Origin of the sequence: Reyranella sp. (assembly GCF_965279465.1) — a bacterium.
In the GTDB taxonomy this organism is placed as follows: Bacteria; Pseudomonadota; Alphaproteobacteria; order Reyranellales; family Reyranellaceae; genus Reyranella.
Genome location: NZ_OZ257242.1, coordinates 6,725,689 through 6,750,305, shown reverse-complemented (window position 1 = coordinate 6,750,305; position 24,617 = coordinate 6,725,689). Strand labels below are relative to the sequence as shown.

The window sequence follows — 24,617 nt, the reverse complement described above, 5'->3', positions numbered from 1 at the left end:
TGCCCGCCCTGCCGTGTGCTATAGGCTCGCGCGGTGCGACTACCGGACCGCGCATGACGCCGCACGACCTCTTCCGACAGCATCCCCTCCTTGCCGTTCTCAGGGAAGAGGAGACGCGTGAACTCCTGAAGCAGTCACACGTCCAGCGCCTCGCCGCGGGCGACGTCGTGTTCCGCAAGGACGACCCCGGCGACGGTCTGTACGGTGTTCTCGAGGGGCGGATCGTCGTCACGGTGGAATCAGCCGAGGGCAAGGAGCTGATCCTGAACATGTTCGGCCCCGGGGAGTTCTTCGGCGAGATCGCGCTGCTCGATGGCAAGGGCCGCACCGCGACGGCCGTGGCGCGCGACGCCTCCCGCCTGGTGTTCCTGAGCCGCGCTGCCTTCCTGCCATTCCTCAGCCAGCATCACGAGACCGCCGTGCGGATCATCGCCTTCCTGTGCGAGCGGCTGCGGCGCACCACCGCCCTCGTCGAAGACTCGGCCTTCCTGAGCGTCGCAACGCGGCTGGCCAAGCAACTCGCGGCGTTGGCCGCTGCCGGACCGGACGACGCCACGGTGCGGCTGTCGCAGGAGGAGCTTGCCCGTACCCTCGGCGTGACGCGCGAGATCGTGAGCCGGCAGCTCGCGATCTGGCGCGAGGCCGGCGTCGTGGAAATCGGCCGGGGATGGATCAAGGTGCGCGACGGCGAGGCGCTCGACCGCATCGTGGCCGGGGGCTGACCCCGCGTCAGAATTCGCGTGCCAATTCCGCCGGCCTCGTGCCACACAGGATTCCTTGGACACTGGAGGAAACCGCATGGCATCGCCGCTTTTCGACCTCACCGGCAAGGTCGCCGTCGTCACCGGCTCGAGCAAGGGCATCGGCAAGTCGATCGCCATGCATCTCGCGCTGGCGGGGGCCAAGGTCGTGGTGTCGTCGCGCAAGACACCGGTGTGCGAGGAGGCTGCCGCGGAAATCAGGCAGGCGGGCGGCGAGGCGGTCGTCATCCCGTGCAACATCTCGCAGAAGGCGCAGTGCGAGACCCTGATCGCCGAGACCAGGAAGCAGCTCGGTCCGGTCGACGTGCTGGTCTGCAACGCGGCCTCCAATCCGTACTACGGGCCGAACGAAAAGCTGCCCGACGACGTGTTCATGAAGGTGATGCAGAACAACATCCTGTCGAACATGTGGCTGATCAATCTCTGCCTGCCCGACATGCGCGCCAAGAAGGACGGATCGATCATGATCGTTTCCTCGATCGGCGGCGTGCGCGCGAGCACGGTGATCGGCGCCTACTGCATCTCCAAGGCGGCCGACATGCAGCTGGCGCGGAACCTGGCGGCTGAGTACGGGCCGGATAATATCCGCGTGAACACGATCGCGCCGGGACTCGTCACGACCGACTTCGCCCGCGCCCTCTACGAGGATCCGCAGCGGCGCGCTGCGCGCGAGGCGGCCACGCCGCTTCGCCGCCTCGGTGCGCCCGACGACATCGCCGGGCTTGCCGTCCTGCTCGCCGGCAAGGGCGGCGCCTTCATCACCGGCCAGACCCTGATCGCCGACGGCGGCACGACGATCGGTGGCTAATCGCTCCAGCGAAAAGTCAGCTGGTGCATGCCATGCAACAGCGCATGCAATTGGCGGCTCATTGTGAGCCATCGGTGCGGTTCTATGTGTGCTCGACGTGCCCAGACACGGCACGCGTTCTTGTTGAGGAGCACACTTATGAAGCCGATCGTTTCTTCCCTCGCCCTCGCTACCATGCTCGGCATGGCGCACGCGGCCGTGGCGCAGCAGGCCGCCGGCGGTGATGCGGGCGGGGTCGATTATTGCCGCACGCTCGCCCGGGCGTATCTCAGCCAGAATTCAGTGAATGCGTCGCCGAGCGCTGCGGACGCGATGCTGGCGGACAACTGCGCAAGCAATACGCAGGCCACGACCGCGCAGCTGAAGCAGAAGCTGGTGGACCATGGCATCGACATGCCGAAGCCGCCGACGATGGCCAGCGGTGACCGCACAGGGCGTTCGGTGCAGTAACCACACCTGCGCAGGCGATGGTTCCGGCTCGTCCCTTCGGGGGAGCCGGGGCTTCGATCACACTTTCGCCAGGACGCCGGGGAGGACCATGCCGGGGTCGGTCGAGCAGCGTGCCGTGGTGCGTCGCGCGCGAAGCATGTCGATCAGCGCGCGCAGGGGCAAAGGCACCTGCCGGCGCCCGCAATAGATCAGGTAGTAGCCGTCGAAAGAGGGTGACCACTCCGGGAGCACCGCCATGAGCTGGCCCGAGCGCAGGAAAGGCCCCGCGACGGCATCGTCGATGAATGCAAGGCCCAGCCCGTCGATCGCGGCGCGCAGCGCAAGTTCGCTGCTGTTGACGGTCACGGCGCCGCGCACGGCGATCTTCCGGCGCGTTCCCTCGCGCATGAACGGCCAGGGGAGGAGCGCACCGTCCAGACGATACTGAACGCAGTCATGCGCCGTGAGATCGTCCGGCGTGACCGGTTCGCCCCGACGGGCAAGATAGGACGGTGCAGCGACAACGACGACCTTCCAGGGGGCCGACACCTTCACCGCGACCATATCGGCGGCGGCGAAATCCCGGATCGCGATCGCCGCATCGAACCCTTCGGCCGCCACGTTCACCGGCCCGTCGCTCAGCTCGAGGTCGAGTTCGACGCGAGGGTAGGTGGCGAGGAAGCTGCGCCACACTGGCGCGACGACGGCCGCCGCCGCGCCTGAGCTGACGTGGAGCCGCAGCCGTCCGGATGGACTACCCCGTTCGCGATCGAGATCGGACAGGGCCTGCTCGATGCCGGCGAAGGCCGGTTGCAGCGATTCGAAAAGCTGTCGGCCGGTATCGGTCAGCGCGACGCCGCGCGTGGAGCGATGCAGCAGGCGAACATCGAGCCGCTTCTCGAGATGCTGCATGGCGTGGCTGAGCGCAGACCGGGTGATTCCGAGCCGGGCCGCGCCGGCACGAAAGCTCAGCGAGTCGGCGATGGCGACGAAGGCGGCAAGGTCAGGCAGCTCGGACCGTTTCATGGGTGTCCCAGATGGTGAGACCGATCGATGGCACCGGCCGGTCTCCGCGAGGATGCGCCAGACACGCGCAGGCATGCCCTGCCGAGGCAGCGTCGCGAAGTCGTGATGATCGTGGGCGTCCCGCAGCGCATAAATAGCGGGTCGAACCCGCTTTCGCAGCGACGCTGTACCTTTGCGGCGCATCGATGGCCGTCGCTGGTTCAAAATCGTGTGAGCCCGACACTGGCGAGACGTACCGGCCTTGGCTACACGGACTCTGGCCTATGCAGGCTTCTTCCTGAACGTTACCACCAGCACATCACGGTAGGCAGGCTGCGCCGGGTTCTCGGGCTCGACCGGGGTCACGCCGTGGTAGCAGCGGGCGTCGTCGACCAGCGCCGAGTCGAGCGGGTCGGTCAGGGTGAAGCTGCCGAGCGCGCGCTTGTCGAGGTCGTGCACGGTCGTGGTGCCGCTGGCGATGTTGCGGCGGTCGACCAGCAGCACCAGCACGTAGTCGACGCCGTCGCGATGCATGCCCTCGGGCGTCGGCTTGCCGTTCTCGCCCAAGCGCGCCTCGATGCGGAATTGGTGGGCCTCGATGTGCCAGTGTGCCGTCTCGGGGGCGAGGCGGCCGAACAGCGTGCGACAATATTCCAGGATCGTGCGCATCGTGGCGCCGTCGCCGATCTCGGGCTTGATCGGTTCGAACCAGCGCTCGATGCCACCGTTCAGATGATTGTAGTCGAGCGTCTGATAATGCGCCTGGTGCCGGCCGCGCTCGATTGCGCCCTGCCTGCCGGCGGCCCAGACGCCGAAGCGCCGTCGGCGGTAGCGGCCGCCGTCGGCCATGTAGGTATCGGTAAGCAGATCGTTCCAGCTGTCGGCGAAGGCCGGCCAGTCGGCGAGCGTGCCGAAACGGCCTAGCGCCGTGCGCATGTCAGAGGCTTCGACAAAGGCATAGCCCGCCCGCGCAATCGCGTTGCGAATGCCCGTCGCGTTTTGCAGTCCGGTTCCGATCTCGCTCATATGAAGACCATAGCATCCGGTGCCCTTGTCCGGCAGACAGCGAGCATGAAGGATTCTAAGGTTGGCGCGGGCTTTGCATTTTTGGCCACGCATGCCGTTCGCGCCTCGGGAGAGAAAAAGTCAATGTTGCGCCGCAATCTCATAGCCGCTGCTGCTGCGTCTTTTGCCGCACCGTCCATCGTGTCGCGCGCCGCACTCGGACAGAACCTGCGCAAGGTGAAGATGGGGTCCGCTTTCACGACGACCACCAATGCCGCCTTCCTGATGCCCGCGCTGCTCAAGCCGGAGGGCATCGACCTCGAGCTGGTCATGTTTCCCTCTCTGGTGCAGCGCATGCAGGCGGTCGCCTCGGGCGACGTCGATATCGGCAACGGCGGCCTGTCGGCGACCATGCAGCTGGCGACCAAAGGCTTTCCGATGCAGGTGCTGGCCAACGGTTGCGACGGCGGCTGGATGGTGCTGGCCCAGCCATCGATCAACAGCTTCAAGGATCTGGTGGGCAAGAAGGTCGCCGTTCAGAACGGCTCGATCGGGCTGGTATCGCTGAACTGGAAGCTCAAGCAGGAGGGCGTGTTCGGTAAGGTCGAGATGGCCTTCATGGACAACCAGGACCAGCCGATCCCGCTGATGCGCGGCGATGTGGCGGCGATCTGCTGCTTCGAGCCCTACGCCGCGCTCGCCGAGCAGAGCGGCTGGGGCAAGCGGCTGTGGGTGCCGTACGATTCGCCGATGGGCAAGACCAACCTGGGCTTTGTCGCCTCGGAGAAATTCACCAAGGCCGAACCCGACCTCACCAAAAAAATGGTGCAGGCGCATGTGAAGGCCACCAGGGAAATGGCGTCGAACCCTGCGATTGCCATCGAAACCACGATCAAGCAGTTCAAGATGACCAAGGAAGTGGCCGAGCTCTCGACGAAGAACCTGTTTTTCAGTGCCGAGTCGGGCGCCCCCTTCGTCAACGGCCTCAAGGCGCTGGCCAAGCTGATGGTCGACGACAAGATGCTGGAGAAGGAGCCCGACTGGGGAAGCTTCCTCAACCTCGGCTACGCCTGATGCAATTCCGTCGCGCGCTGGGGCTGTTGCCCCTCGCGCTGCTGTTGCTGGCTTGGTACGTCGCGGTCGAGCTCAAGGTCTATCCGACGATCCTGCTGCCGCCACCCGCAAAAGTGGCGATGGTGTTCGTCGAGGATTGGGAAACGGTGCTGAGCAACGCGGGCGCCAGCGTCGCGCGGGTGATCGCCGGCATCACCCTGTCGTTCCTTCTCGCGGTGCCGCTCGGGCTGATGATCGGGCGGTATCAGCTGCTCGACACGATGACTGACTGGTCGATCCAGATCTTCCGCTCGATCCCGCCGATCTCGCTGATTCCCCTGGCGCTCTTGTTCCTCGGCATCGGCGACAAGCCGGCCGTCGCGCTGATCTTCCTCGCCGGCACCTGGCCGCTGCTGATCAACACCATCTTCGGCGTCCGTGGCATCGAGCGCACCCTGATCAAGGTGGCGCGGGCGGCGCGGGCCAGCGAGTTCCTGGTGATCAAGGACATCATCCTTCCGGCTGCGCTGCCGGCGATCTTCACCGGCCTAAGGCTCGCCGTCGGCGGCGGCTGGCTGACCGTGGTGACGGCGGAGATGATCGCGGTGAAGTCGGGGCTGGGCTACATGATCCTCAATGCCCAGCTCACCTTCCGCTCCGACCTGATCATCGCCGGCATCATCGTGATCGGCGCCATCGGCCTGCTGGCGGACCAGCTGGTGCGGCGGGTGCGCGCCCACGTTTGCCGCTGGCAGGAGGGCCTCACGGCCTCGCCCGAATGAACCGCTTCATCGAATGCGTCGGCGTCGGCAAGATCTATCCCGGCAAGGACGAGCCGGTCGAGGCGCTGCGCGGCATCGATTTCACCTGCGACGCGGGCGACTTCGTCTGCCTGCTGGGCCGCTCCGGCTGCGGCAAGTCGACCTTGCTGCAGATGATGGCCGGGCTCGAGACGCCGACGTTCGGGCAGATCGCCGTCGCCGGCAAGGCGCTGCACGGCCCGTCGCCGGACGCCGCGATCGTGTTCCAGGACCATGGCCTGTTTCCCTGGATGACGGTGCAGAAGAACGTCGAGTTCAACATGAAGGCGCTCGGCACGCCGGCGGCCGAGCGCAAGCGCATCGCCGCGCACTTCATTGCGATGACCAGCCTGACCGGTTTCGAGGGGCGCTATCCGCACGAGCTGTCGGGCGGCATGCGCCAGCGGGTCGGCATCGCCCGCGCGCTGACGACGGATCCGAAGGCGCTGCTGATGGACGAGCCGTTCGGCGCGCTCGACGCCCAGACGCGCGGCAACCTGCAGGACGAGTTGCTGCAGATCTGGGAAAAGCGGCGCACGACGGTGCTGTTCGTCACCCACTCTATCGACGAGGCGCTGCTGCTGGCCGACCGCATCCTGGTTTTCTCACCGCGGCCGGGCCGCATCGCGGCCGACATCAAGGTGGACCTGCCGCGGCCGCGCACGCCACAATCCGACGCCTTCTCGGCGCTGGCCCGCGAGCTGCGCGGCCTGGTCGGCGCCGAGCGCGATTTCGACTGAAAAACCTGCTGGGGGAAATGATGCCTTACGCGATCACCGACGACGGCGTGAAGCTCTACTATGAGGAGGTCGGCACGGGCTCGCCGATCGTGTTCGTGCACGAGTTCGCCGCTGACCACCGCTCGTGGGAAACCCAGATGCGCCATTTCGGCCAGCGCCATCGCTGCATCACCTACAGCGCGCGCGGCTATCCACCCTCCGACATTCCCGAGACGCCCGCGGGCTATTCGCAGGATCGGGCGACCGACGACATCCTGGCGGTGATGAAGCATCTCGGGATCGACAAGGCGCATGTCGTCGGCCTCTCGATGGGCGGTTTTGCCAGCCTGCATTTCGGCCTGCGCCACCCGGCCCATGCACTGTCCCTGGTGGTGGCTGGCGTGGGCTACGGCGCGGAGAAGGACCAGCAGGCGAAGTTCAGGAGTGAGGTCGAGGTCGTTGCCAAGTCGCTGCTCAGCGAGGGCATGCCGGCTTTCGCCGAGAAGTACGCCTACGGCCCGACGCGCGTGCAGTTCGAGAACAAGGACCCGCGTGGCTTCGCCCAGTTCAAGAAGGAGCTCGGCGAGCACTCGGCGCTCGGTTCGGCCAACACCCAGATCGGCTGCCAGGGGCAGCGGCCGTCGCTCTACGACCTGGTCGAAGGCATGCGCAAGATGACCACGCCGACCCTGATCCTGACGGGTGACGAGGATTGGCCCTGCCTCGCGCCGTCCGTGATGATGAAGCGCGAAATCCCGACCTCGGCCCTGTCGGTGATGCCGAACTGCGGCCACACCATCAACCTCGAGGACCCCGATCAGTTCAACCGGATAGTCAACGAGTTCATCGTGCAGGTCGAAACCGGCCGCTGGCCCAAGCGCGATCCCCGCGCCATGGCCAACTCGATCACGGGCATGAAGAGCTGACTGGAATGCGGTCGCGCCGCCGTGGCGGCGCGTTCTTGCTTTTCTGGAACCGCGCGGGCTCTCGCGCCTCGGAAGGCGCTGCCGCCCGCCAGCGCGTATGAACGCGCCTAGGCCGTCAGCCCGCCGTCGCAGACGAATTCCGAGCCGGTCGAGAAGGTCGACTCGTCGGACAGCAGGAAGAGGATCATGTCGGCGACCTCTTCCGCGCGGCCGAGCCGGCCGAGCGGATGCAAGGCCTCGAGCCACTGGCGGCCGGTCATGTTGTCGATCGTGCCGGACAGGCGAGGGGCGATCATCGGCGTGTCGATGTAGCCGGGATGCACGGAGTTGCAGCGGATCCCGTATTTCATCTGCGCGCAGTGCATGGCGACGTTCTTGGTCAGCGATCGCACCGCGCCCTTGCTGGCGCAGTAGGCCATGGCATACGAGGCGCCGCGCAGGCCGAGCACCGAGGAGATGTTGACGATCGAGCCGCCGCCCGACCTGGCCATCGCGGGGATGGCGCTCTTGCAGCCCAGGAACGTGCCCATCGAGTTGACGTCGTTGACCCGGCGATACTCCTCGAGGCTGCAGTCCTCGATCGAGTTGCGCACGCCGATGCCGGCGGCGTTGAGCAGGCCGTGCAGGCCTCCGTAGCTGTCGACCGTCGCCGCGACGGCCTTCTGCCAGGCCGCTTCGTCGGTGACGTCGAGTGCCGCGAAAGCGGCCGATGCGCCGAGTTCCTCTGCGAGCGCGCGGCCCTTGGCCTCGTCCCGGTCGGCCAGCACCGCCTTGCCGCCTTCCCGGACGACCCGGCGCGCGGTCTCCGCGCCGATGCCCGAGGCACCGCCGCTGATCAGGACGACCTTGTTCTCAAGACGCAAAGCCTGACCTCCTCATCAAGCCCGCGGTCACGCCGCCATCGGATGTGAACTCAGCGCCGGTGACGAAGCGCGAGCGGTCCGAGGCAAGCCACAGGATCATCTCGCCGATCTCTTCGGGCTCGCCCATCCGACCGATCGGATGATGCGAGCCGATCATTTCCTTGCCTTTCTCGTGCCCCATCGCCTGCCATAGCGGATTGAAGATCGGCGTGTCGATGCCGCCGGGATGCACCGAGTTGCAGCGGATGCCGTACTTCTTCTCGGCGCAATGGAGCGCCACGCTCTTGCTCAGCAGCCGCACCGCGCCCTTGCTCGCGCTGTAGGCCGCCGGCCCCGCCGAGCCGATCAGGGCTGCAATGGATGAGACGTTGACGATCGACCCTTTGGACTCGGGCTTGCCCGCTCCCGTCACCTTCATGCCCTCGATGGCGTACTTGCAGCCGAGGAACACGCCCTCGGAGTTGATCGCCTCGACCTGGCGCCATTGCTCGACGGTCGTCGACTCGACGGTGCCCCAGCCGCCGGAGACGCCGGCATTGTTGACCAGGATGTCGAGCCGACCCTCGCGGCCCAGCACGTCGGCCAGCAGTGCCTTCCAGGCCTCCTCCGACGTGACGTCGTGATGCACGAAGCGGCCGGTGCCGCCGGTGCGCGGCTGGATGTCGGTTGCGATCACGGTCGCGCCGGCCTGTGCGAGCAGCTCGACCGATGCCGCGCCGATGCCCGACGACCCTCCGGTGACGATCGCCACCTGTCCTGAAAGTTCACTCATGGAGCGCCAGCATAGCGGCTCGATGCGTCGCGCCCAAAGAAAAACCCGGGCGGTCGCCCGCCCGGGTCTCTCCGTTCGTTTCGCAGCGGCTAGAAGCCGAGCGGCTTGGTCACGGGGACCCAGCGGCCCCCCTTTACCTCGGCCAGGAACGAGGAGCTCGCGCCCTGGCGGATGTTCGGGCCGAAGGTGACCGGCGGGCCGTTGAAGATGTCGTGATGGTCCTTGATCGCCTCGAGGCCCTTCACGAAGGAGTCGGTCGTGAGGTCCTTGCCGGCGTTCTTGAGGCCCTGCACCGTGATGTCGGCGGCCACGTAGCCGTAGACCGCGCCGATGTTGGGATCGACATTGAAGCGCTTCTTGTAGTCGGCGACGAACTTCTTGACCGACGCCACGTCGCTGTCCGCATAGGGCATCTCGGTGAGGCCCATGGTGTAGAAGCCGTCCATGCCGGGCGCGGCGCCGACGACGGCGTCATAGGCAGCGGCCGAGCCCAGGAACGTCACGTCGTTCCAGCCTGCCTTCCGAGCCGTGGTGTAGGGCACGATCGTATCGCGCACAATGGTGCCCATCGCGATCAGGTCGCAGCCCGCCTCGCGCAGCTTGGTGATCGGCGCCGTGAAGTCCTGGTCGGTCGGCTTGTGCGCCGCCATGGCCACGACCTTGATGCCGAGCTTCTGGGTCTGCAGTTCGGCGCCCGCGACGATCTCCTTGCCGAAGTCGGTGTCCTGGTACATCACGCAGACCGCCTTCTTGCCCTTCGTCTTGACGAAGTACTCGATGCCCGAGCGGATCTGGTCGGTATAGGACGCCGCGCCGTAGAACTTGAGCTTCTCGAAGGGCTCATACATCGAGCGCGCGGCCGACAGTGGGAAGAGGTTGGGCACGCCCGCCGCGAACTGGTCCTTGAAGCAGGCGTTGTTCATCGGCGTGCCGAGCGGCCCGACGAAGGCGAACACCTTGTCGCGGTTGATCAGCTTGTTGCAGGCCTGGACCGCCTTGGGCACCTGGTAGCCCTGGTCCTCGACGATGACCTTGAGCTTGCGGCCATTGATGCCGCCCGCTTCGTTGGCCTCCTCGAACCGCATCTTGACGCCGTTCGACGAGGACACGCCGTAGGTCGCCGCGACCCCGGAGAGATCGGTGGGCATGCCGAACGTCACTTCAGTCGCGGTCACGCCGCGTTGCTGCGCCCAAGCCCCCGAGGCCGCCGCAAGGGCCGCCACGGCAAACACCACACCCATTGTCGTCTTGGTCATTGCTTTTCCTCCTCTAGCTTGCCTCGGCATACATGCCGTCGATCATTGTCTTGTATTTTTCGCTGACGAACTTGCGCTTGAGCTTCATGGTCGGCGTGACCTCGTCATCCTCGGCGCTGAGTTGCTGCTCGATAAGCCGGAACTTCTTGATCGTCTCGACCCTTGCGAAGCCCGCATTCACCCGCTCGATCTCCGCCCAGATCAGGTCGGAGACCTCGCGCGCGCGGCACAGCGAGGTGAAGTCGGTGAACGGCACGTTGGCGTCCTGGGCGTACTTGGCCACGTTGTCGTAGTCGAGCATGATCAGGCAGGACAGGAACTTGCGCTTGTCGCCAATCACCACCGCGTCCGAAATATAGGGCGAGAACTTGAGCTGGTTCTCGATCTCCGACGGCGTGATGTTCTTGCCGCCCGCGGTGATGATGATGTCCTTCATGCGGTCGGTGATACGGAGGTAGCCCTCGTTGTCGACCATGCCGACGTCGCCGGTGTGCAGCCAGCCGTCGCGCAGGGTCTCGGCTGTCTTCTCCGGCTGGTTGAGGTAGCCCATGAAGATGTGCGGACCTCTGAGCAGGATCTCGCCCTCGGGCGAAATCTTCGACTCGGTGTGGGGCGCCGTGACGCCGACGGTCCCGAGCTTGATGCGATCGGGCATGCCGGTCGCCACGCCGCAATTCTCGGTCTGGCCGTAGACCTCGCGCATGTCGACTCCCAGCGCGCGATACCACTTGATCAGCTCAGGGGCGATCGGCGCGGCGCCGGTGCCGGCGAAGCGGATGCGGTGCATGCCGATGGCGCGCTTGATGTTGTCCAGCACGAGGAAGTCGGCGATCCGATGCGCGAGCTTCAGGAGGGCGGACGGCTGGCGGCCGTCGAGCTCGGCTTCTGCCACCTTCAGGCCGATTCCGAGCGCCCACTTGTACGCCGTGCGTCCGATCCAGGTCGCCTCCTTCATGCGGATGGCGATGCCGGAATAGAAGCGCTCCCAAATGCGTGGGACGGCGAAGAAGGTGGTCGGCGCCACTTCGCGGACGTTCTCCGGCACCGTCTCGACGCTCTCTGCGAAGTTGGCGATCGCGCCGGAGCGCAGGGGCAGGAAGGTGGTGAAGGTGCGCTCGGCGATGTGGCAGAGCGGTAGGAAGGCGAGCTGCTCGTCGTCGGTGCCGAACGGGATGAAGGCGTCGGCATTGCGCAGCTGGAAGATGATGTTGCGGTGCGAGATCATCGCGCCCTTGGCCGGTCCGGTCGTGCCCGAGGTGTAGACCAGCAGCGCGAGCTCCTCGGCGCTCGAGGTCGCGATGAGCTTTTCCCACTCGCCCGGGTTAGCGGCGTCGTGCGCGCGGCCGAGCGCCATCAGCGCGTCGAGCGGCATAACCATCGGATCGTTGAAGTCGGCCAGCCCCTCCATGTCGAACACGAAGACCTTGGCGATGGTCGGGCAGCGCTCGCGCACGCCGATGAACTTGTCGAGCTGCTCCTCGTTCTCCACGAACAGGAATCGCGACCGGCTGTCGTTGACGATGTAGTCGACCTGCTTGGCCGAATCGGTCGGATAGATGCCGTTGGAGACGCCGCCAGCGCCCATCGTGCCCATGTCCGCGTAGAGCCACTCCGGCACCGTCTCGGCCAGGATCGACACGACGTCGCCGCGCTGGAGCCCAAGCTTGACCAGCCCCATGCCTACGGCGCGGGCCCGCTCGCCGTACTCGCGCCAGCTGGTGGCCTGCCAGATGCCGAGCGTCTTCTCGCGGAACGCCGTGCGGCCGTCGCGCGTCTTGACCTGGTGCCAGAACAGCTTGGGGATCGTGTCGCAGCCGTCGACCTCGATCCGCCCGTCATAGCCATCCATCGTGCGCCCTCCCTGGTTCTCTCGTCACCGCCAAGTCTTGCGCTTCTTCCAGCGCCGCTTGCCGCGCGCGCTCTCTTCCTTGATGCCGAGGTAGAATTCCTTGATGTCTTCCTTCTCCATCAGCCGCTTGCAGGTGTCGGCCATGACGATGCGGCCGACTTCCAGCACGTAGCCGTAATCGGCGGTCTGCAGCGCCATGTTGGCGTTCTGCTCGACCAGCAGGATGGTGACGCCGCGCTCGCGGTTGATGCGTACGACGATCTCGAAGATGTCCTTGACCAGCTTGGGCGAGAGCCCGAGCGACGGCTCGTCGAGCAGCATCACCTGCGGCCGTGCCATCAGCGCGCGGCTGATCGCCAGCATCTGCTGCTCGCCGCCCGACAGCGAGCCGGCGCGCTGCTCGGCACGCTCCTTCAGCACCGGGAAGTAGCCGAACACGGTTTCGAGGTCCTGCGCCACGCCGTCGCCATCGCGCCGCGTGTAGGCACCCATGTTGAGGTTCTCGCGGACCGACAGGAACGGGAAGACCTCGCGGCCCTCCGGCACGTGGCTGATGCCAAGCCGCATCACCTTGTCGGGGTCCATGCGCTGGATCTCGCGGCCGCCGAAGAGGACGCTGCCCTTCTGCGGATCCATGACGCCGCACACGGTTTTGAGCACCGTGGTCTTGCCGGCGCCGTTGGCGCCCAGGATGGTGACGATGCTGCCCTTGGCCACCTCGAACGACACGCCACGGATCGCCATGATCGGGCCGTAGTAGGTCTCGATGTTGCTGACCTTGAGGATCGGCTCAGCCATGGGCGAGGCCCATGTCGATCTTCATGTTCCTCCCTGCGCGCAGCGCGGGGAGGTGGCGCCGTCTTACGGCGACGGAGGGGTCATGAGCCGCACCGATGTTGTGGCCCATGACCCCTCCGCCCCTGCGGGGCACCTCCCCGGCTTCGCCAGGGAGGAACAGAGAAGTGGCAATCTTCATCCTCAGCCCCCCAGATACGCGCGGACGACTTCGGGATGCGCCTGCACCTCGGCGGGCGTCCCGGTCGCGATCGGGCGGCCGTAGTTCAGGGCCATCACGCGGTCGGAGACGGCCGAGACCAGGCTCATGTCGTGCTCGACCATCAGCACGGTGACGCCGAGCAGGTTCTTGATGTCCTGGATCCAGAACGCCATGTCCTCGGTCTCCTCGACGTTGAGGCCGGAGGAGGGCTCGTCGAGCAGCAGCAGCTTGGGATCGGTGCAGAGCGCGCGGGCGAGCTCGGTCACCTTGCGCACGCCGTAGGGCAGATTGACGATCAGGCTGTCGCGATACTGCTGCAGGTCGAGGAACTCGATCGCCTTCTCGACCGCCTCGCGATGCTCGATCTCCATGCGCCGCACCGAGGGCAGGAACAGCAGCTCGGAGAAGAAGTTCGATCTCTTGTGGGCATGCCGCGCCAGCAGCAGGTTCTGCAGCAGGGTGGCGTGCTCGAACAGCTCGATGTTCTGGAAGGTGCGGGCGATGCCCAGCGCCGCGATCCGATGCGGCGGCACGCCGGTGATGTCGGCGCCCTCGAAGGTGAGCTTGCCGCCGCTCGGCTCGTAGATCCGGCTCATGAGGTTGAAGATCGTGGTCTTGCCGGCGCCGTTCGGGCCGATGATGGTGAAGACCTCGCCCTTCGCCACCTCGAAGGTCACCCCGTCGACGGCCTTGATGCCACCGAAGTTGATCGACAGGTTGTCGGCCGCGAACAGGCTCATCTTAGCCGCTCCGAGCGCATGTAGCTCTTCTGACGCTTGAAGGTGGAGGCCTTGTACATCGGGAAGGTCGAGAAGAAGAGCTTGATCTTGAGCCAGCGGCCGTACATGCCGAGCGGCTCGAGCAGGATCACCAGCACCAGGATCAGGCCGAAGATGCCGGCCTCGACGCCGGGCTTGGCCAGGAAGCCGCCGATTGCCGCACCGATCGTGCCGATCAGGGTCAGCCCGGTGCCGGTGGCGAAGGCGGCCATGCTGTCGGGGATCGAATCGCGCAGGATGGCGATCAGCGGCGGCAGGAGCGCCACGAAGATCGCGCCGAACACCGCGCCGTGCAGCGAGCCCAGCCCGCCCACGATCACCAGCAGCAGGAACTGGATCGACAGAAGGATGGTGAAGATGTCGGGCGCGAGGAACGCGATCTTGTGGGCGAACAGGGCGCCAGCCAGGCCCATCACGCCGGCCGAGTAGGCGAAGGCGATCGATTTGTAGATCGCGAGGTGGACGCCCATCGATTGCGCCGCGATCTCGCTGTCGCGCATGGCGATCCAGGCGCGCCCGGTCGGCGAGCGCAGGAGGTTGCGGGTGCCCCACAGCACGACCACCAGGAAGAACAGGCAGAGGTAATAGAACGATCGGTCGGTGGCGAACTCCACGCCAAAGATCACCGGCTTGTCGACCTTCATGCCGGCGAAGCCGTGCGTCACCGATTCCCAGCGGCTGAACACCTCCTGGATGATCACCGCAAAGGCGAGCGTCGCGATGGTGAGGTAGATGCCCGTCATGCGCAGCGCCGGCAGTCCCACGATCAGGCCGGAGGCCGTCGTCAGCGCCACGGCGAGGACCATCGCCATGACCCAGGGCATGCCGTGCTGGATGAAGTAGGCGTGGGCATAGGCGCCGATGCCGAGGAAGGCCGCGTGACCGAGCGACACCAGCCCGGTGTAGCCGACCAGCACCATCATGGAGACGCCGCAGATGCCATAGATGAAGACCCAGGCGGTCTCGCCGACATAGTACTCGTCCATCAGCAGCGGCAGCATGAGGACGATGACGGCGAGCAGCCCGTACCAGAAGATGTCGACCTTGTCGCGGAAGATGCGGATGTCCTGATTGTAGGACGTCTTGAACTGGAAACGCATAGCCCGCCTACACCTTCTTGCGCGTCAAGGCGCCGAACAGGCCCTGCGGGCGGACGATCAGCATGATCAGAAGCACGATGTAGGGCGCGGTGTCCTTGAAGCCGTCCGGCAACGTGGCGCCGGCATAGAGCTCGATCAGCCCGATCACGATGCCGCCCATCAGGGCGCCGGGGATCGAGCCGAAGCCGCCCAGCACCGCCGCGGCGAAGGCCTTCAGCGCCACGGCAAGGCCCATGTTGATGTCGATCAGCGTGACCGGCGCCAGGAGGATGCCGGCGGCGGCCGCGACGCCGGCCGAGATCGCCCAGATCAGCGAGAAGATCATCTTCACCGGTATGCCCATGTAATAGGCGGCGAGCTGGTTCTGCGAGGTCGCCTGCATGGCGATGCCGATGCGGGTGTGATTGAAGAAGGCGTAGAGCACGCCGCACAGCACCAGGGTGCCGAACACGATCGAGAGATATTGGTGGCTGAGGGTGACGCCGCCCACGGTCCAGACCCCGCCGAACGGCGTCGGCAAGGTATAGATCTCCGAACCCCAGGTGACGCTGGCGAAAGTGCGGAACATGGCGCCGAGGCCGATCGTCAGCATGACCACCGCGAACTGCGGCTGGCCGATCACCTGGCGCAGCACGACCCGGTCGAGCAGGGCGCCGAAGGCCCCCACCGCCACGACCGCGATCAGGAAGCCGACCCAGTAGTCGAGCCCCCACCAGACGACGGCCATGTAGCAGACGAAGGCGCCCAGCATGAGCAGGTCGCCCTGGGCGAAGTTGACCAGCTCGGTCGCCTTGTAGATCAGGACGAAGCCGAGGGCGACAAGGCCGTAGATGCAGCCCACCGCCAGCCCGTTGAGGGTCAATTGTAGAAAAGTAACCAGTTTCCGTCCCCTGCAAACGGGCGGTCTATCGCCACCTCGTCCCTATAACTATGAACGGCTGTTCAGCCCTGTCAACGCGCGATACGCTGACAGCACGGCTGCAACCGAACCTTCACGCCCGCGTCTGCCTGAGGCCGTCCCGGCGAGCCCATTCTACACCGAGGAGCACGAGGCCTTCCGCGCCACTGTGCGCCGCTTCGTCGACCGCGAGATCATGCCCAACGTCGACACGTGGGACGAGGCGGAGGAGTTCCCGCGCGAGCTCTACAGGAAGGCCTCGGCCGCCGGAATCATGCAACTGGGCTTCCCCGAGGAGTACGGCGGCGTCCCGACCGATCCGTTCTTCGGCATCATCAAGTCAGAGGAGCTGGCGCGGCACGGCAGCGGCGGCATCAACGCCAGCCTGAACAGCCACACCATCGGCTCGCCGCCGATCGCCGCGCTCGGGCCGGAATGGATGAAGCGCAGGATCCTGCCCGAGGTGCTGTCCGGCGAGAAGATCAGCGCGCTGGCAATCACCGAGCCGAGCGGCGGTTCGGACGTCGCCAATCTCAAGACCACGGCCCGGCGCGAGGGCGACCACTATGTCGTCAACGGCTCCAAGATGTTCATCACCTCGGGCGTGCGGGCCGACTATTTCACCGTCGCGGTGCGCACCGGCGGGCCGGGGGCGAGCGGCGTGTCGCTGCTGCTGATCGAGCGCGAGCGCGAGGGCTTCGCGCGCACCAAGCTCAAGAAGATGGGCTGGTGGGCGTCGGACACCGCGCAGCTCTTCTTCGACAACGTGCGGGTCCCGGTCGAGAACCTGATCGGGGTCGAGAACAAGGGCTTCATCGGCGTGATGCTGAACTTCAACCAGGAGCGGCTCGGCATGTCGGCCGCCGCCTACGGCTACGCCAAAGTCTGCCTCGACGAGGCGATCGCCTATGCCCGCGAACGCCACACCTTCGGCAAGCCGCTGATCGCCAACCAGGTGGTGCGCCACCGGCTGGTCGACATGGCGATGCGCATCAACGCCGTGAAGTCGACGCTCGAGCTGCTGGCGTACCGGGTCGGGCAGGGCGAGAAGCCGGTCGCCGAGATCTGCATGCTGAAGAACCTCGCGACCTCGACTCTGGAGTTCTGCGCCAACGAGGCGATGCAGGTGTTCGGCGGCGCGGGCTACCTGCGCGGCGCCAAGGTCGAACGCATCTATCGCGAGACCAAGGTGATGTCGATCGGCGGCGGCTCCGTCGAGATCATGAAGGATCTCGCGGCGAGGCAGATGGGGCTGTAGCTGGCGGCACATCTGGCGGGCTAAACTGGCCCATGTCCCAGACTCCGATGCTCACCACTCCCGAAGAGCGCGTTGCGATGTTCCAGCAGCTCTTCTCCGACACCATCCCGCACAACAAGGCGCTGGGCATCAAGGTGCTCGCCATCGCGCGCGGGCTGGCGTCGATGCAGATCGACTGGCGCAAGGAGTTCGTCGGCAACCCGGAGACCGGCGTGCTGGCGGGCGGGCCGCTGACGGCGATGCTCGACAGCTGCTGCGGCATGGCGGTCGCGACCATGCTCCGCGAGCCGAAGCCCTTCGCCACGCTCGACCTGCGCATCGACTACGCCAAGCCCGCGGTCCCGGGCAAGCCGGTGATCGCCGAGGCCGAATGCTACCGCATCACGCGCTCGGTCGCCTTCACGCGCGCCTTTGCGCACCAGGGCGATCCCAAGGACCCTGTCGCCGCCGCGGCCGGCACCTTCATGCTCGGCACCAAGGGCGAGGTGACGCGCGCCCAGGCGATGGGCAAGGAGCTCGCCAAGTGAGCGCCGGCAGCAGCCTGATCAAGCGCCTGGCCGAGGCGCGCAAGCATGGCGACGTGAGCCGCCTCGCCGATGCGATCCCCTACGCCAAATGGATGAAGATCGCGCCCGAGAACACGACCGGCGAGCTGCTGACCCGCATGCGCTACCACGACACGCTGATCGGCAACACCTACCTGCCGGCGATCCACGGCGGCACGCTGGGCGCCATGCTCGAGATGGCGGCGATCTTCCATCTGTTGTGGGAGACCGACACGCCGACGGTGCCGAAGATCGTCAACATCACCGTCGACTACCTGCGCTCCGCCGGCCCGCGCGACGTGATCGCCGCGGCCAAGGTGACGAAGCAGGGCCGGCGCATGGTCAACGTCTTCGCCGAGGCCTGGCAGGACGACCGCTCCAAGCCGGTGGCCTCCGCCTCGGCGCACTTTCTCATAGAGTCCGACGACGCACCGCCGTCGCTCTGAGCGTTGTCTCGCTCTCCGTTTGGGGCGGGCGTGAGGTCCTTCGCTGCGCTCAGGACGACAGAATAGAGAATACGTCGTCCTGAGCGCAGCGAAGGACCTCACACCGGCCCCGAAGGACGCCCTGTGATCCTTCAGGATGGCAGGTGGGACAGGTCGATCCCATACCGCTCGGCATTGCGCTTCATGTAGGTCTCGCGCGGCTCGACCGGTGCGCCGGTCGACGCGGCGTCGATCATGTCGAGGAAGGTGTGCCAGCCCATCGCGTTCAGCGTAACGAACGGCTCGAGGACGGGCAGGTGGGTGAGGGTGAGCGCGGTGGCGCCGTCCTTCGGCGCCAGCTCGAGCGTGAGATAGGACTCGGGAAAAGACGAATCCTGCTCGCCCGGTGCGAAGACGTTCCAGGTATAGGCGAGCTTGCGCGAGGGCTGGCGCTGGGTGACGGTTCCGCGGATGTGACCGCCCATCAGCGCGACCTTGCCGCCGACCTTGGGCTCGATGACACCTTCACCGTACCAGCCCGGCAGCAGGCGGACATTGGTCAGCACGGACCATACCTTGTCCGGCGTCGCTGCGACCGACCGTTCGAAGCGCACCATAGGCGCATGGGTGAATTGCGCGTCGTGGCTCATGGACTTTCCCGTCTCTTGCAGTAAACAACGCCGGCCATGGATTTCGATTCTCTCCGCAGCGACCGTGACGACATCGTGCGCGATGCCGCGCCGCTCGACGCCTATCGCGCGCCGGGCGACCTGATCGATTCAAATCACCCGAGAATCCTGTCCTATGCAAGGCAGGTCGCGGGCGACGGCACCAATCGCGAGAAGGCGCTGCGTCTTTACTACGCCGTGCGCGACGGGCTGCGCTACGACCCCTACAACACGCCGATGCAGCGCGAGGCCTATCGCGCCAGCACGACGCTCGAGGCGGGGCACGGTTATTGCGTCAACAAGGCGGGCGTGATGGCCGCGGTATGCCGCGCCGTCGGCATCCCGGCGCGGGTCGGATACGCCGACGTGCGCAACCACATGACGACCAAACGGCTCAGCGACCTGATGGGCGGCAGCGACATCTTCTTCTATCACGGCTACACCGACGTCTGGCTCGACGGGCGCTGGGTCAAGGCGACGCCGGCCTTCAACAGGGAGCTGACCGACAAGTTCGGGCTGAAGCCGCTCGACTGGGACGCCGTGGGCGATTCGATCTATCACCCGTTCGATTTGAGCGGCCGGCGACACATGGAATATCTCGGCTATCGCGGCGTGTTCGCCGACATCCCGTTCGACGAGATCCGCGACGCGTTCCGCCACTATTATCCGCGCATGACGCGCGAGCAGGAGCAGATGCCGCTGGGTGGTTCGATGGGGGGCGACTTCGGCGCAGAAGGCGCGGCGGAAGCGGCCCGGAAGTGAGGGCCGCGCCGCGGTCCGCCGCCTACGTCGCGATGCTGCTCGGCCTGTCGAGCTTCGGGCCGCTGACGATGAGCATCTACACGCCGATCATGCCGCTGATCGGCACCGACCTCTCGGCCGGCGCCGATGCGGTGAAGTTCACGCTCACTACCTACATGCTGGGCTTCGCGGTTGGGCAGCTGTTCTACGGCCCGTTGAGCGACCGCTTCGGGCGCCGCCCGGTCGTGCTGTTCGGTGTCGCCTTCTTCACCCTGACCTCGATCGGCTGTGCCTTCGCGCCCTCGATCGCCGGGCTGATCGGCCTGCGCGTCCTGCAGGGGCTGGGGGCGGCGTCCGGCGCCGTGCTCGGCCGCGCGCTGACGCGCGATGCCTACGACTACAAGGAAATGCCGATGGTCATGAGCTGGATCGCTCTGGCCATGAACGTGTCGCCGGCCCTCGCGCCGTCGCTCGGCGGCTTTCTCGGCGAGTATTATGGCTGGCGCGCGACCTTCTGGTTCGTCGCGGGCTTCGGCCTGATTCTGCTCGCCTGCCTCGCGCTTTTCCTCGGCGAAACCAACCGCTATCGCAGCGACAGGATCGATCTCGGCAGCCTGACGCGGGGCTCCGGCGAGATGCTGCGCGACCGGCGCTTCCTCGGCAATGTGCTGACCCTGGGATTCGCCTTCGCCATCAATTTCGGCATGCTGGCGGGCACGCCCTTCATCCTGCAGGACAAGCTCGGCTTCTCGCCGCGCGAGTTCGGCCTCATCGTCCTGGTCTCGGTGGCAGGCTTTACGGCCGGAAACTTCGCAAGCAACCGGCTGGTCGGCCGCATTCCGCCGGTGACCATCCTGCGGCTGGCCGGCTGGTTCCATGTCGCGGCCCTCACGACCATGGGCGCGCTGTCGCTCGCCGGCGTCGCGACCTGGTGGGCGATCGTTCTGCCCCACACGGTGCTGAGCTTCGGCTCGGGCGTGATCGGTCCCAATGCCAGCGCCGGCGCGGTCGGCCTGTACCCGAAACTTGCCGGCACGGCGTCATCCTGGGTCGGGCTGGCGCAGATGGGCATGGGGGCGATCGGGACGGTGGTCGTCGCCGTGCTGACGACCACGGATACCCCTTACATCGCGATGCCGCTGGTGATCGGCCTGCTGCCGTTCGCGATCGCGACGGTGCTCGCCGCGCGGCTGCTCAAGGTGTCACCGCTCGCGCGATGATCTCGGTCGGTGAGATGACGCCGCGCTCCAGCAGGGCGATCATGTTGGCGACTTTCTGGGGCGCCGTCGGGCCCATCAGGATCGGCAGGCCCGGTGGGGGCGGCCCGCCTTTGGCGGCGGTTTCGGCCATGCGCTGGCGCATCTGTCGAAAGAACTCCATCGCGAAATCGCGGCGGCTGCGTTCCTTCTCGATCGTGAAGCCCTCGCTGCCCAACAGGTCCCTGTAAGTCGTCGCCGCCGCGATGGCATTCGTCGCCGGTTCAGACGACCAGGGCACGGGATAAGCGAAAGCCCCGTCGCTCTCGCGCATGACGTCGTAGATGGCGAACACACCACCCGGCCTCAGGACGCGGCGCACCTCGGCGAATACCGCCTTCTTGTCGGCGATGTTCATGCCGACATGCAGCATGTAGGCGCCATCGAACGTCGCGTCCGCGAACGGCAGCGCCGTTGCGCTGGCCTGACGGAAGGATGCCTTGTCGCCCAGCCCGACACGCCGCGATAGGGCCTCGGCGACACGTACATATTCGTCCGTGAGGTCGATCCCTTCGATCCGCCAGCCGAATTCGCTGGCGAAGAACCGGGCGGGCCCGCCGATGCCGCAGCCGACATCGAGCACACGAGCCCCGCTTGGCAGGGCGATTTGCGTGGCAAGATCCATCGTCGCCTGCCGGCCGCCGATGTGGAACTCGTCGATCGCCGCCAGGTCGCCGTGGGCAAGGTTGTCCGGGTTCTTGCCCGCAGCCTCAAGCGCCCTGAGAATCGCAGTCTCAAGAGTGCCATGCGTGTAATGGTCGGCGACGCTTTGCTCGGTGTTCACGGTCGAATTCCTCTATTCGATCTGTGTCGACGCGAGTGTGGCCGACCCGCTGGACTGCGGCAATGCCGATGTCCATTCTCCGCCGGCAGCAAAAGCAAGAGGTAGCGAAAATGGCGAACATGCTGAAGGACAAGGTCGTGCTGGTGACCGGCGCGGGCGGCGGCATCGGCCGCGAGATGGCGCTGCTGGCGGCCCGGGAAGGCGCCAACGTCGTGGTCAACGACCTGGGCGGCGCGGTCGACGGCGAGGGCGGCGGCTCGACGACCCCGGCGCAGAAGGTGTGCGACGAGATTGCGGCGGCCGGCGGCAAGGCCGTGCCCAACGGCGACAGCGTGGCCGATCCGGCCGGCGCCGAGCGCATGGTCAAGGCCGCGGTCGAGAATTTCGGCAAGATCGACGGCGTCATCAACAATGCCGGCATCCTGCGCGACCGCATCTTCCATCGCATGAGCCACATGGACTGGAAGATGGTCATCGACGTCCATCTCAATGGCGCGTTCAACGTCAGCCGCGCCGCTGCCAACTACTTCAAGGAGCAGAAGTCGGGCGCCTTCGTGCATTTCACCTCGACCTCCGGTCTCGTCGGCAACTTCGGCCAGGCGAACTACTCGGCGGCGAAGATGGGCATCGTCGGCCTGTCGCGCTCGATCGCGCTCGACATGGCCGCCTTCAACGTCCGCTCCAACTGCATCTCGCCCTTCGCCTGGACGCGCATGATCGGCACCATCCCGGCCGACACCGAGGCGCAGAAGGCGCGCCTCGAGCGCTCCAAGAAGATGACACCGGCGAAGGTCGCACCAATGGCGGTGTTCCTGCTGTCCGACGCGGCGGAGGGCGTAACCTCGCAGATCTTCGGCGTGCGCATGAACGAAATCATGCTGTTCAACGCCAATCGCCCGGTGCGCTCGGTGCACAATTCCGAGGGCTGGACGCTGGAGGCGATCGCCGAGCAGGCGATCCCGTCGATGAAGAACTACTTCACCGACCTCAAGCGCTCGCCCGAGTACTTCACCTGGGATCCGATCTGATATCTCGTCCTTGAGTCCCCCCTCCTTAACCCTCCCCCTGCAGGGGAGGGGATAAGAGCCTCCCTCCCCCGCAGGGGGAGGGCCGGGGAGGGGGAAGGCAACACGAAGGAAAGCGTACCCATGACCGAGCCGCGCCAGAACGAACCGAAGATCGATGCCGACGAGGTGCTGAACGGCATCGTCGAATGGGTGTCGATCGAGAGTCCGAGCCACGACGCCAGGTCGGTCAACAAGGTCGTCGATCATGTCGAGGGCCAGTTCCGCGATCTCGGGCTGAAGCTCGACCGCACGGCGGGCGTCGACGGGTTCGGCGACATCCTGGAATGCAGAACGCCGGCCGAGTGGAGCACCGGCGAAGGCAAGGGCATCCTCGTGCTGGCCCATCTCGACACCGTCCATCCGATCGGCATGATCGAGAAGGACCTCAAGGTGCGGCGCGAGGGCGACAGCATCTTCGGGCCCGGCATCTATGACATGAAGGCCGGTGGCTACATCGCCTACTACGCGCTGCGCCATCTTGTGCGGCAGGGCAAGAAGACCAAACTGCCGGTCACCTTCCTGTTCATTCCCGAGGAGGAGGTCGGCAGCCCGACCTCGCGTGCCCGCATCGAGGACGCCGCCCGAGGCCACAAATACGCGCTGGTGATGGAGCCCGGCCGTGACGGCGACCGGGTGGTCACCTCGCGCAAGGGCGTCGGTCGCTTCACGCTCAAGGTCAAGGGTGCGGCGAGCCACGCCGGCGTGCGCCACCAGGACGGCCGCAGCGCGATCCACGAGATGGCCCGCCAGATCATGCGCATCGAAGCGAAGACCGACTATGCGCGCGGCATCACCTGCAATGTCGGGCTGGTGAGCGGCGGCACGGGCGTCAATGTCGTTCCCGCCGAGTGCACCGCCGAGGTCGATCTGCGCGTGCCGAGCCAGCAGCTCGCCGAGGAGATGATGCACTGGTTCCTAAACCTCGAGCCGATCGGCAAGGACGTCGAGCTGACGGTCGAGGGCGGCATGAACCGTCCGCCCTACCAGAAGGACGCCGGCATCTCGTCCCTCTTCGAGAAGGCGCAGGCGATCTATCGCGAGATCGGCAAGGAGCTGCTCGACGTGCCGCTGACCGGCGGCGGCAGCGACGGCAACTTCACCGCCGCGCTCGGCATCCCCACGCTCGACGGCCTCGGCGCCGACGGCAAGGGCGCCCACGCCGCCTATGAGCAGATCTACTACTCGTCGCTGGTGCCGCGGACTTATCTTTGCACGCGATTGCTGGAGACACTCGACTGATGATCACCGTCTATCATGCGAAGAACACGCGCTCGATGCGCGTGCTCTGGGTGCTCGAAGAGCTCGGCGTGAAGGCCGAGATCAAGAGCCTGCCGTTCCCGCCGAGCAAGCTCCAGCCCGACTACCTCGCGATCAATCCGACCGGCACGGTACCGGCGCTGGTTGACGGTTCGGTGCAGCTCACCGAGTCGATGGCAATCTGCGAGTATCTCGCCGCCAAGCACGGCCCGTCGTTGCTCGTTGGGCCGGACGATCCGGCGCGCAGCGAGTTCGTGCAATGGCTGTGGTACGGCGAGTCGACGCTGATGACGCCCCTGTCGCGCATGGCGACCGTGACGCGGCTCGGCCGCAAGGGCGCCGACATCGACGCCGTCCTTGACGACGCGCGCGGCAATGCCGTCGTCCGCCTTGCTGCCCTCGAGCAGCGGCTCGAGGGCCGCGATTTCCTGGTGGCGGGACGGCTGACCCTGGCCGACATCTCGGCCGGCTATCCGTTGCACCTCGTCGGGCTGTTCGGCATGGACCACCTGCTTGGCCCGCGCTCCACGGCCTATCGCGAGCGCCTTCGCTCGCGTCCTGCCTATCAGCGCGCCATCTCGGTCGATTGAGGGCTG

General features: G+C 66.2%; 27 protein-coding genes. 15 read left to right on the top strand and 12 right to left on the bottom strand.

The features are described 5' to 3' along the window. Positions 1-53: 53 nt before the first annotated feature. From ACQY8M_RS32885 to ACQY8M_RS32875, 3 genes are all read left to right on the top strand, one after another. A complete protein-coding gene (locus ACQY8M_RS32885; protein WP_428665265.1) occupies positions 54-722 on the top strand; it encodes a Crp/Fnr family transcriptional regulator in 669 nt (222 codons plus the stop codon). Positions 723-798: 76 nt separating this feature from the next. Next, a complete protein-coding gene (locus ACQY8M_RS32880) occupies positions 799-1,569 on the top strand; it encodes an SDR family NAD(P)-dependent oxidoreductase (protein WP_428665262.1) in 771 nt (256 codons plus the stop codon). Between the two features lie 138 nt (positions 1,570-1,707). Next, positions 1,708-2,019, top strand: coding sequence for a hypothetical protein (locus tag ACQY8M_RS32875; protein ID WP_428665259.1), 312 nt, complete (start codon positions 1,708-1,710; stop codon positions 2,017-2,019). 57 nt (positions 2,020-2,076) lie between these two features. Here ACQY8M_RS32875 and ACQY8M_RS32870 read toward each other — a convergent pair whose 3' ends face one another. Continuing rightward, positions 2,077-3,024 (bottom strand): LysR family transcriptional regulator, encoded by a 948-nt coding sequence (locus ACQY8M_RS32870; protein ID WP_428665256.1) that lies wholly within the window; start codon positions 3,022-3,024, stop codon positions 2,077-2,079. 261 nt (positions 3,025-3,285) lie between these two features. Further along, on the bottom strand, positions 3,286-4,029 hold the full coding sequence (locus ACQY8M_RS32865) for a 2OG-Fe dioxygenase family protein (RefSeq protein ID WP_428665253.1): 744 nt from the start codon (positions 4,027-4,029) through the stop codon (positions 3,286-3,288). Between the two features lie 123 nt (positions 4,030-4,152). On the opposite strand from ACQY8M_RS32865, the gene ACQY8M_RS32860 reads away from it, so the two are divergent. Genes ACQY8M_RS32860 through ACQY8M_RS32845 form a run of 4 tightly spaced genes read left to right on the top strand, consistent with a single transcriptional unit; the run spans position 4,153 to position 7,506 of the window. Beyond that, positions 4,153-5,082, top strand: coding sequence for an ABC transporter substrate-binding protein (locus tag ACQY8M_RS32860; RefSeq protein WP_428665250.1), 930 nt, complete (start codon positions 4,153-4,155; stop codon positions 5,080-5,082). Continuing rightward, positions 5,082-5,843, top strand: coding sequence for an ABC transporter permease (locus tag ACQY8M_RS32855; protein ID WP_428665248.1), 762 nt, complete (start codon positions 5,082-5,084; stop codon positions 5,841-5,843). The genes ACQY8M_RS32860 and ACQY8M_RS32855 overlap by 1 nt, the downstream gene beginning before the upstream one ends. Beyond that, on the top strand, positions 5,840-6,601 hold the full coding sequence (locus ACQY8M_RS32850; protein WP_428665245.1) for an ABC transporter ATP-binding protein: 762 nt from the start codon (positions 5,840-5,842) through the stop codon (positions 6,599-6,601). The genes ACQY8M_RS32855 and ACQY8M_RS32850 overlap by 4 nt, the downstream gene beginning before the upstream one ends. A gap of 20 nt (positions 6,602-6,621) precedes the next feature. Further along, positions 6,622-7,506: an alpha/beta fold hydrolase gene (locus ACQY8M_RS32845; protein ID WP_428665242.1), complete on the top strand. Its 885-nt coding sequence runs from the start codon at positions 6,622-6,624 to the stop codon at positions 7,504-7,506. Between the two features lie 107 nt (positions 7,507-7,613). On the opposite strand, the gene ACQY8M_RS32840 is transcribed toward ACQY8M_RS32845, so the two are convergent. From ACQY8M_RS32840 to ACQY8M_RS32805, 8 genes are all read right to left on the bottom strand, one after another. Beyond that, positions 7,614-8,369, bottom strand: coding sequence for a glucose 1-dehydrogenase (locus ACQY8M_RS32840; RefSeq protein WP_428665239.1), 756 nt, complete (start codon positions 8,367-8,369; stop codon positions 7,614-7,616). Then, a complete protein-coding gene (locus tag ACQY8M_RS32835) occupies positions 8,359-9,141 on the bottom strand; it encodes an SDR family oxidoreductase (protein WP_428665237.1) in 783 nt (260 codons plus the stop codon). Before ACQY8M_RS32835 ends, ACQY8M_RS32840 begins: the two co-directional genes overlap by 11 nt. Before the next feature lie 89 nt (positions 9,142-9,230). After that, on the bottom strand, positions 9,231-10,397 hold the full coding sequence (locus ACQY8M_RS32830) for an ABC transporter substrate-binding protein (RefSeq protein ID WP_428665234.1): 1,167 nt from the start codon (positions 10,395-10,397) through the stop codon (positions 9,231-9,233). Between the two features lie 13 nt (positions 10,398-10,410). After that, positions 10,411-12,246, bottom strand: coding sequence for an AMP-dependent synthetase/ligase (locus tag ACQY8M_RS32825; protein ID WP_428665231.1), 1,836 nt, complete (start codon positions 12,244-12,246; stop codon positions 10,411-10,413). Positions 12,247-12,270: 24 nt separating this feature from the next. Next, positions 12,271-13,044: an ABC transporter ATP-binding protein gene (locus tag ACQY8M_RS32820; protein WP_428665229.1), complete on the bottom strand. Its 774-nt coding sequence runs from the start codon at positions 13,042-13,044 to the stop codon at positions 12,271-12,273. A 180-nt stretch (positions 13,045-13,224) separates the two neighbouring features. After that, complete coding sequence (locus ACQY8M_RS32815; protein WP_428665226.1) at positions 13,225-13,983, bottom strand: ABC transporter ATP-binding protein; 759 nt, start codon at positions 13,981-13,983, stop codon at positions 13,225-13,227. Then, on the bottom strand, positions 13,980-15,122 hold the full coding sequence (locus tag ACQY8M_RS32810) for a branched-chain amino acid ABC transporter permease (protein ID WP_428665223.1): 1,143 nt from the start codon (positions 15,120-15,122) through the stop codon (positions 13,980-13,982). Before ACQY8M_RS32810 ends, ACQY8M_RS32815 begins: the two co-directional genes overlap by 4 nt. Positions 15,123-15,129: 7 nt before the next feature. Continuing rightward, positions 15,130-15,984: a branched-chain amino acid ABC transporter permease gene (locus tag ACQY8M_RS32805; RefSeq protein WP_428665220.1), complete on the bottom strand. Its 855-nt coding sequence runs from the start codon at positions 15,982-15,984 to the stop codon at positions 15,130-15,132. Between the two features lie 205 nt (positions 15,985-16,189). Between ACQY8M_RS32805 and ACQY8M_RS32800 the strand changes: the two genes are divergently transcribed. The 3 genes from ACQY8M_RS32800 to ACQY8M_RS32790 are packed head-to-tail and all read left to right on the top strand — an operon-like array spanning position 16,190 to position 18,269. Next, positions 16,190-17,278: an acyl-CoA dehydrogenase family protein gene (locus ACQY8M_RS32800; RefSeq protein WP_428665217.1), complete on the top strand. Its 1,089-nt coding sequence runs from the start codon at positions 16,190-16,192 to the stop codon at positions 17,276-17,278. A 32-nt stretch (positions 17,279-17,310) separates the two neighbouring features. Beyond that, positions 17,311-17,805: a PaaI family thioesterase gene (locus tag ACQY8M_RS32795; protein ID WP_428665215.1), complete on the top strand. Its 495-nt coding sequence runs from the start codon at positions 17,311-17,313 to the stop codon at positions 17,803-17,805. After that, positions 17,802-18,269 carry a PaaI family thioesterase gene (locus ACQY8M_RS32790; RefSeq protein WP_428665212.1) on the top strand — a complete coding sequence of 156 codons (468 nt, stop codon included), beginning with the start codon at positions 17,802-17,804 and terminating at the stop codon, positions 18,267-18,269. Before ACQY8M_RS32795 ends, ACQY8M_RS32790 begins: the two co-directional genes overlap by 4 nt. 131 nt (positions 18,270-18,400) lie before the next feature. Here the strand turns inward: ACQY8M_RS32790 and ACQY8M_RS32785 are convergent, their stop codons facing one another. Beyond that, positions 18,401-18,898, bottom strand: a complete 498-nt coding sequence (locus ACQY8M_RS32785) for an SRPBCC domain-containing protein (RefSeq protein WP_428665209.1) — start codon at positions 18,896-18,898, stop codon at positions 18,401-18,403. Positions 18,899-18,934: 36 nt separating this feature from the next. Between ACQY8M_RS32785 and ACQY8M_RS32780 the strand changes: the two genes are divergently transcribed. Continuing rightward, the gene (locus ACQY8M_RS32780) at positions 18,935-19,678 is read left to right on the top strand and encodes a transglutaminase-like domain-containing protein (protein WP_428665206.1); all 744 of its coding nucleotides are present in this window, start codon (positions 18,935-18,937) and stop codon (positions 19,676-19,678) included. Continuing rightward, positions 19,675-20,877 carry a multidrug effflux MFS transporter gene (locus ACQY8M_RS32775; RefSeq protein ID WP_428665204.1) on the top strand — a complete coding sequence of 401 codons (1,203 nt, stop codon included), beginning with the start codon at positions 19,675-19,677 and terminating at the stop codon, positions 20,875-20,877. The genes ACQY8M_RS32780 and ACQY8M_RS32775 overlap by 4 nt, the downstream gene beginning before the upstream one ends. Here ACQY8M_RS32775 and ACQY8M_RS32770 read toward each other — a convergent pair. Continuing rightward, positions 20,852-21,697 carry a class I SAM-dependent methyltransferase gene (locus ACQY8M_RS32770; RefSeq protein WP_428665201.1) on the bottom strand — a complete coding sequence of 282 codons (846 nt, stop codon included), beginning with the start codon at positions 21,695-21,697 and terminating at the stop codon, positions 20,852-20,854. The two genes, ACQY8M_RS32775 and ACQY8M_RS32770, sit on opposite strands and share 26 nt — an antisense overlap. A gap of 110 nt (positions 21,698-21,807) precedes the next feature. Between ACQY8M_RS32770 and ACQY8M_RS32765 the strand changes: the two genes are divergently transcribed. From ACQY8M_RS32765 to ACQY8M_RS32755, 3 genes are all read left to right on the top strand, one after another. Further along, positions 21,808-22,725, top strand: coding sequence for an SDR family NAD(P)-dependent oxidoreductase (locus ACQY8M_RS32765; RefSeq protein WP_428665198.1), 918 nt, complete (start codon positions 21,808-21,810; stop codon positions 22,723-22,725). Between the two features lie 120 nt (positions 22,726-22,845). Beyond that, positions 22,846-24,003: a M20 family metallopeptidase gene (locus tag ACQY8M_RS32760; protein ID WP_428665195.1), complete on the top strand. Its 1,158-nt coding sequence runs from the start codon at positions 22,846-22,848 to the stop codon at positions 24,001-24,003. After that, positions 24,003-24,611 (top strand): glutathione S-transferase family protein, encoded by a 609-nt coding sequence (locus ACQY8M_RS32755; RefSeq protein WP_428665192.1) that lies wholly within the window; start codon positions 24,003-24,005, stop codon positions 24,609-24,611. Before ACQY8M_RS32760 ends, ACQY8M_RS32755 begins: the two co-directional genes overlap by 1 nt. The last annotated feature ends 6 nt before the right edge of the window (positions 24,612-24,617 follow it).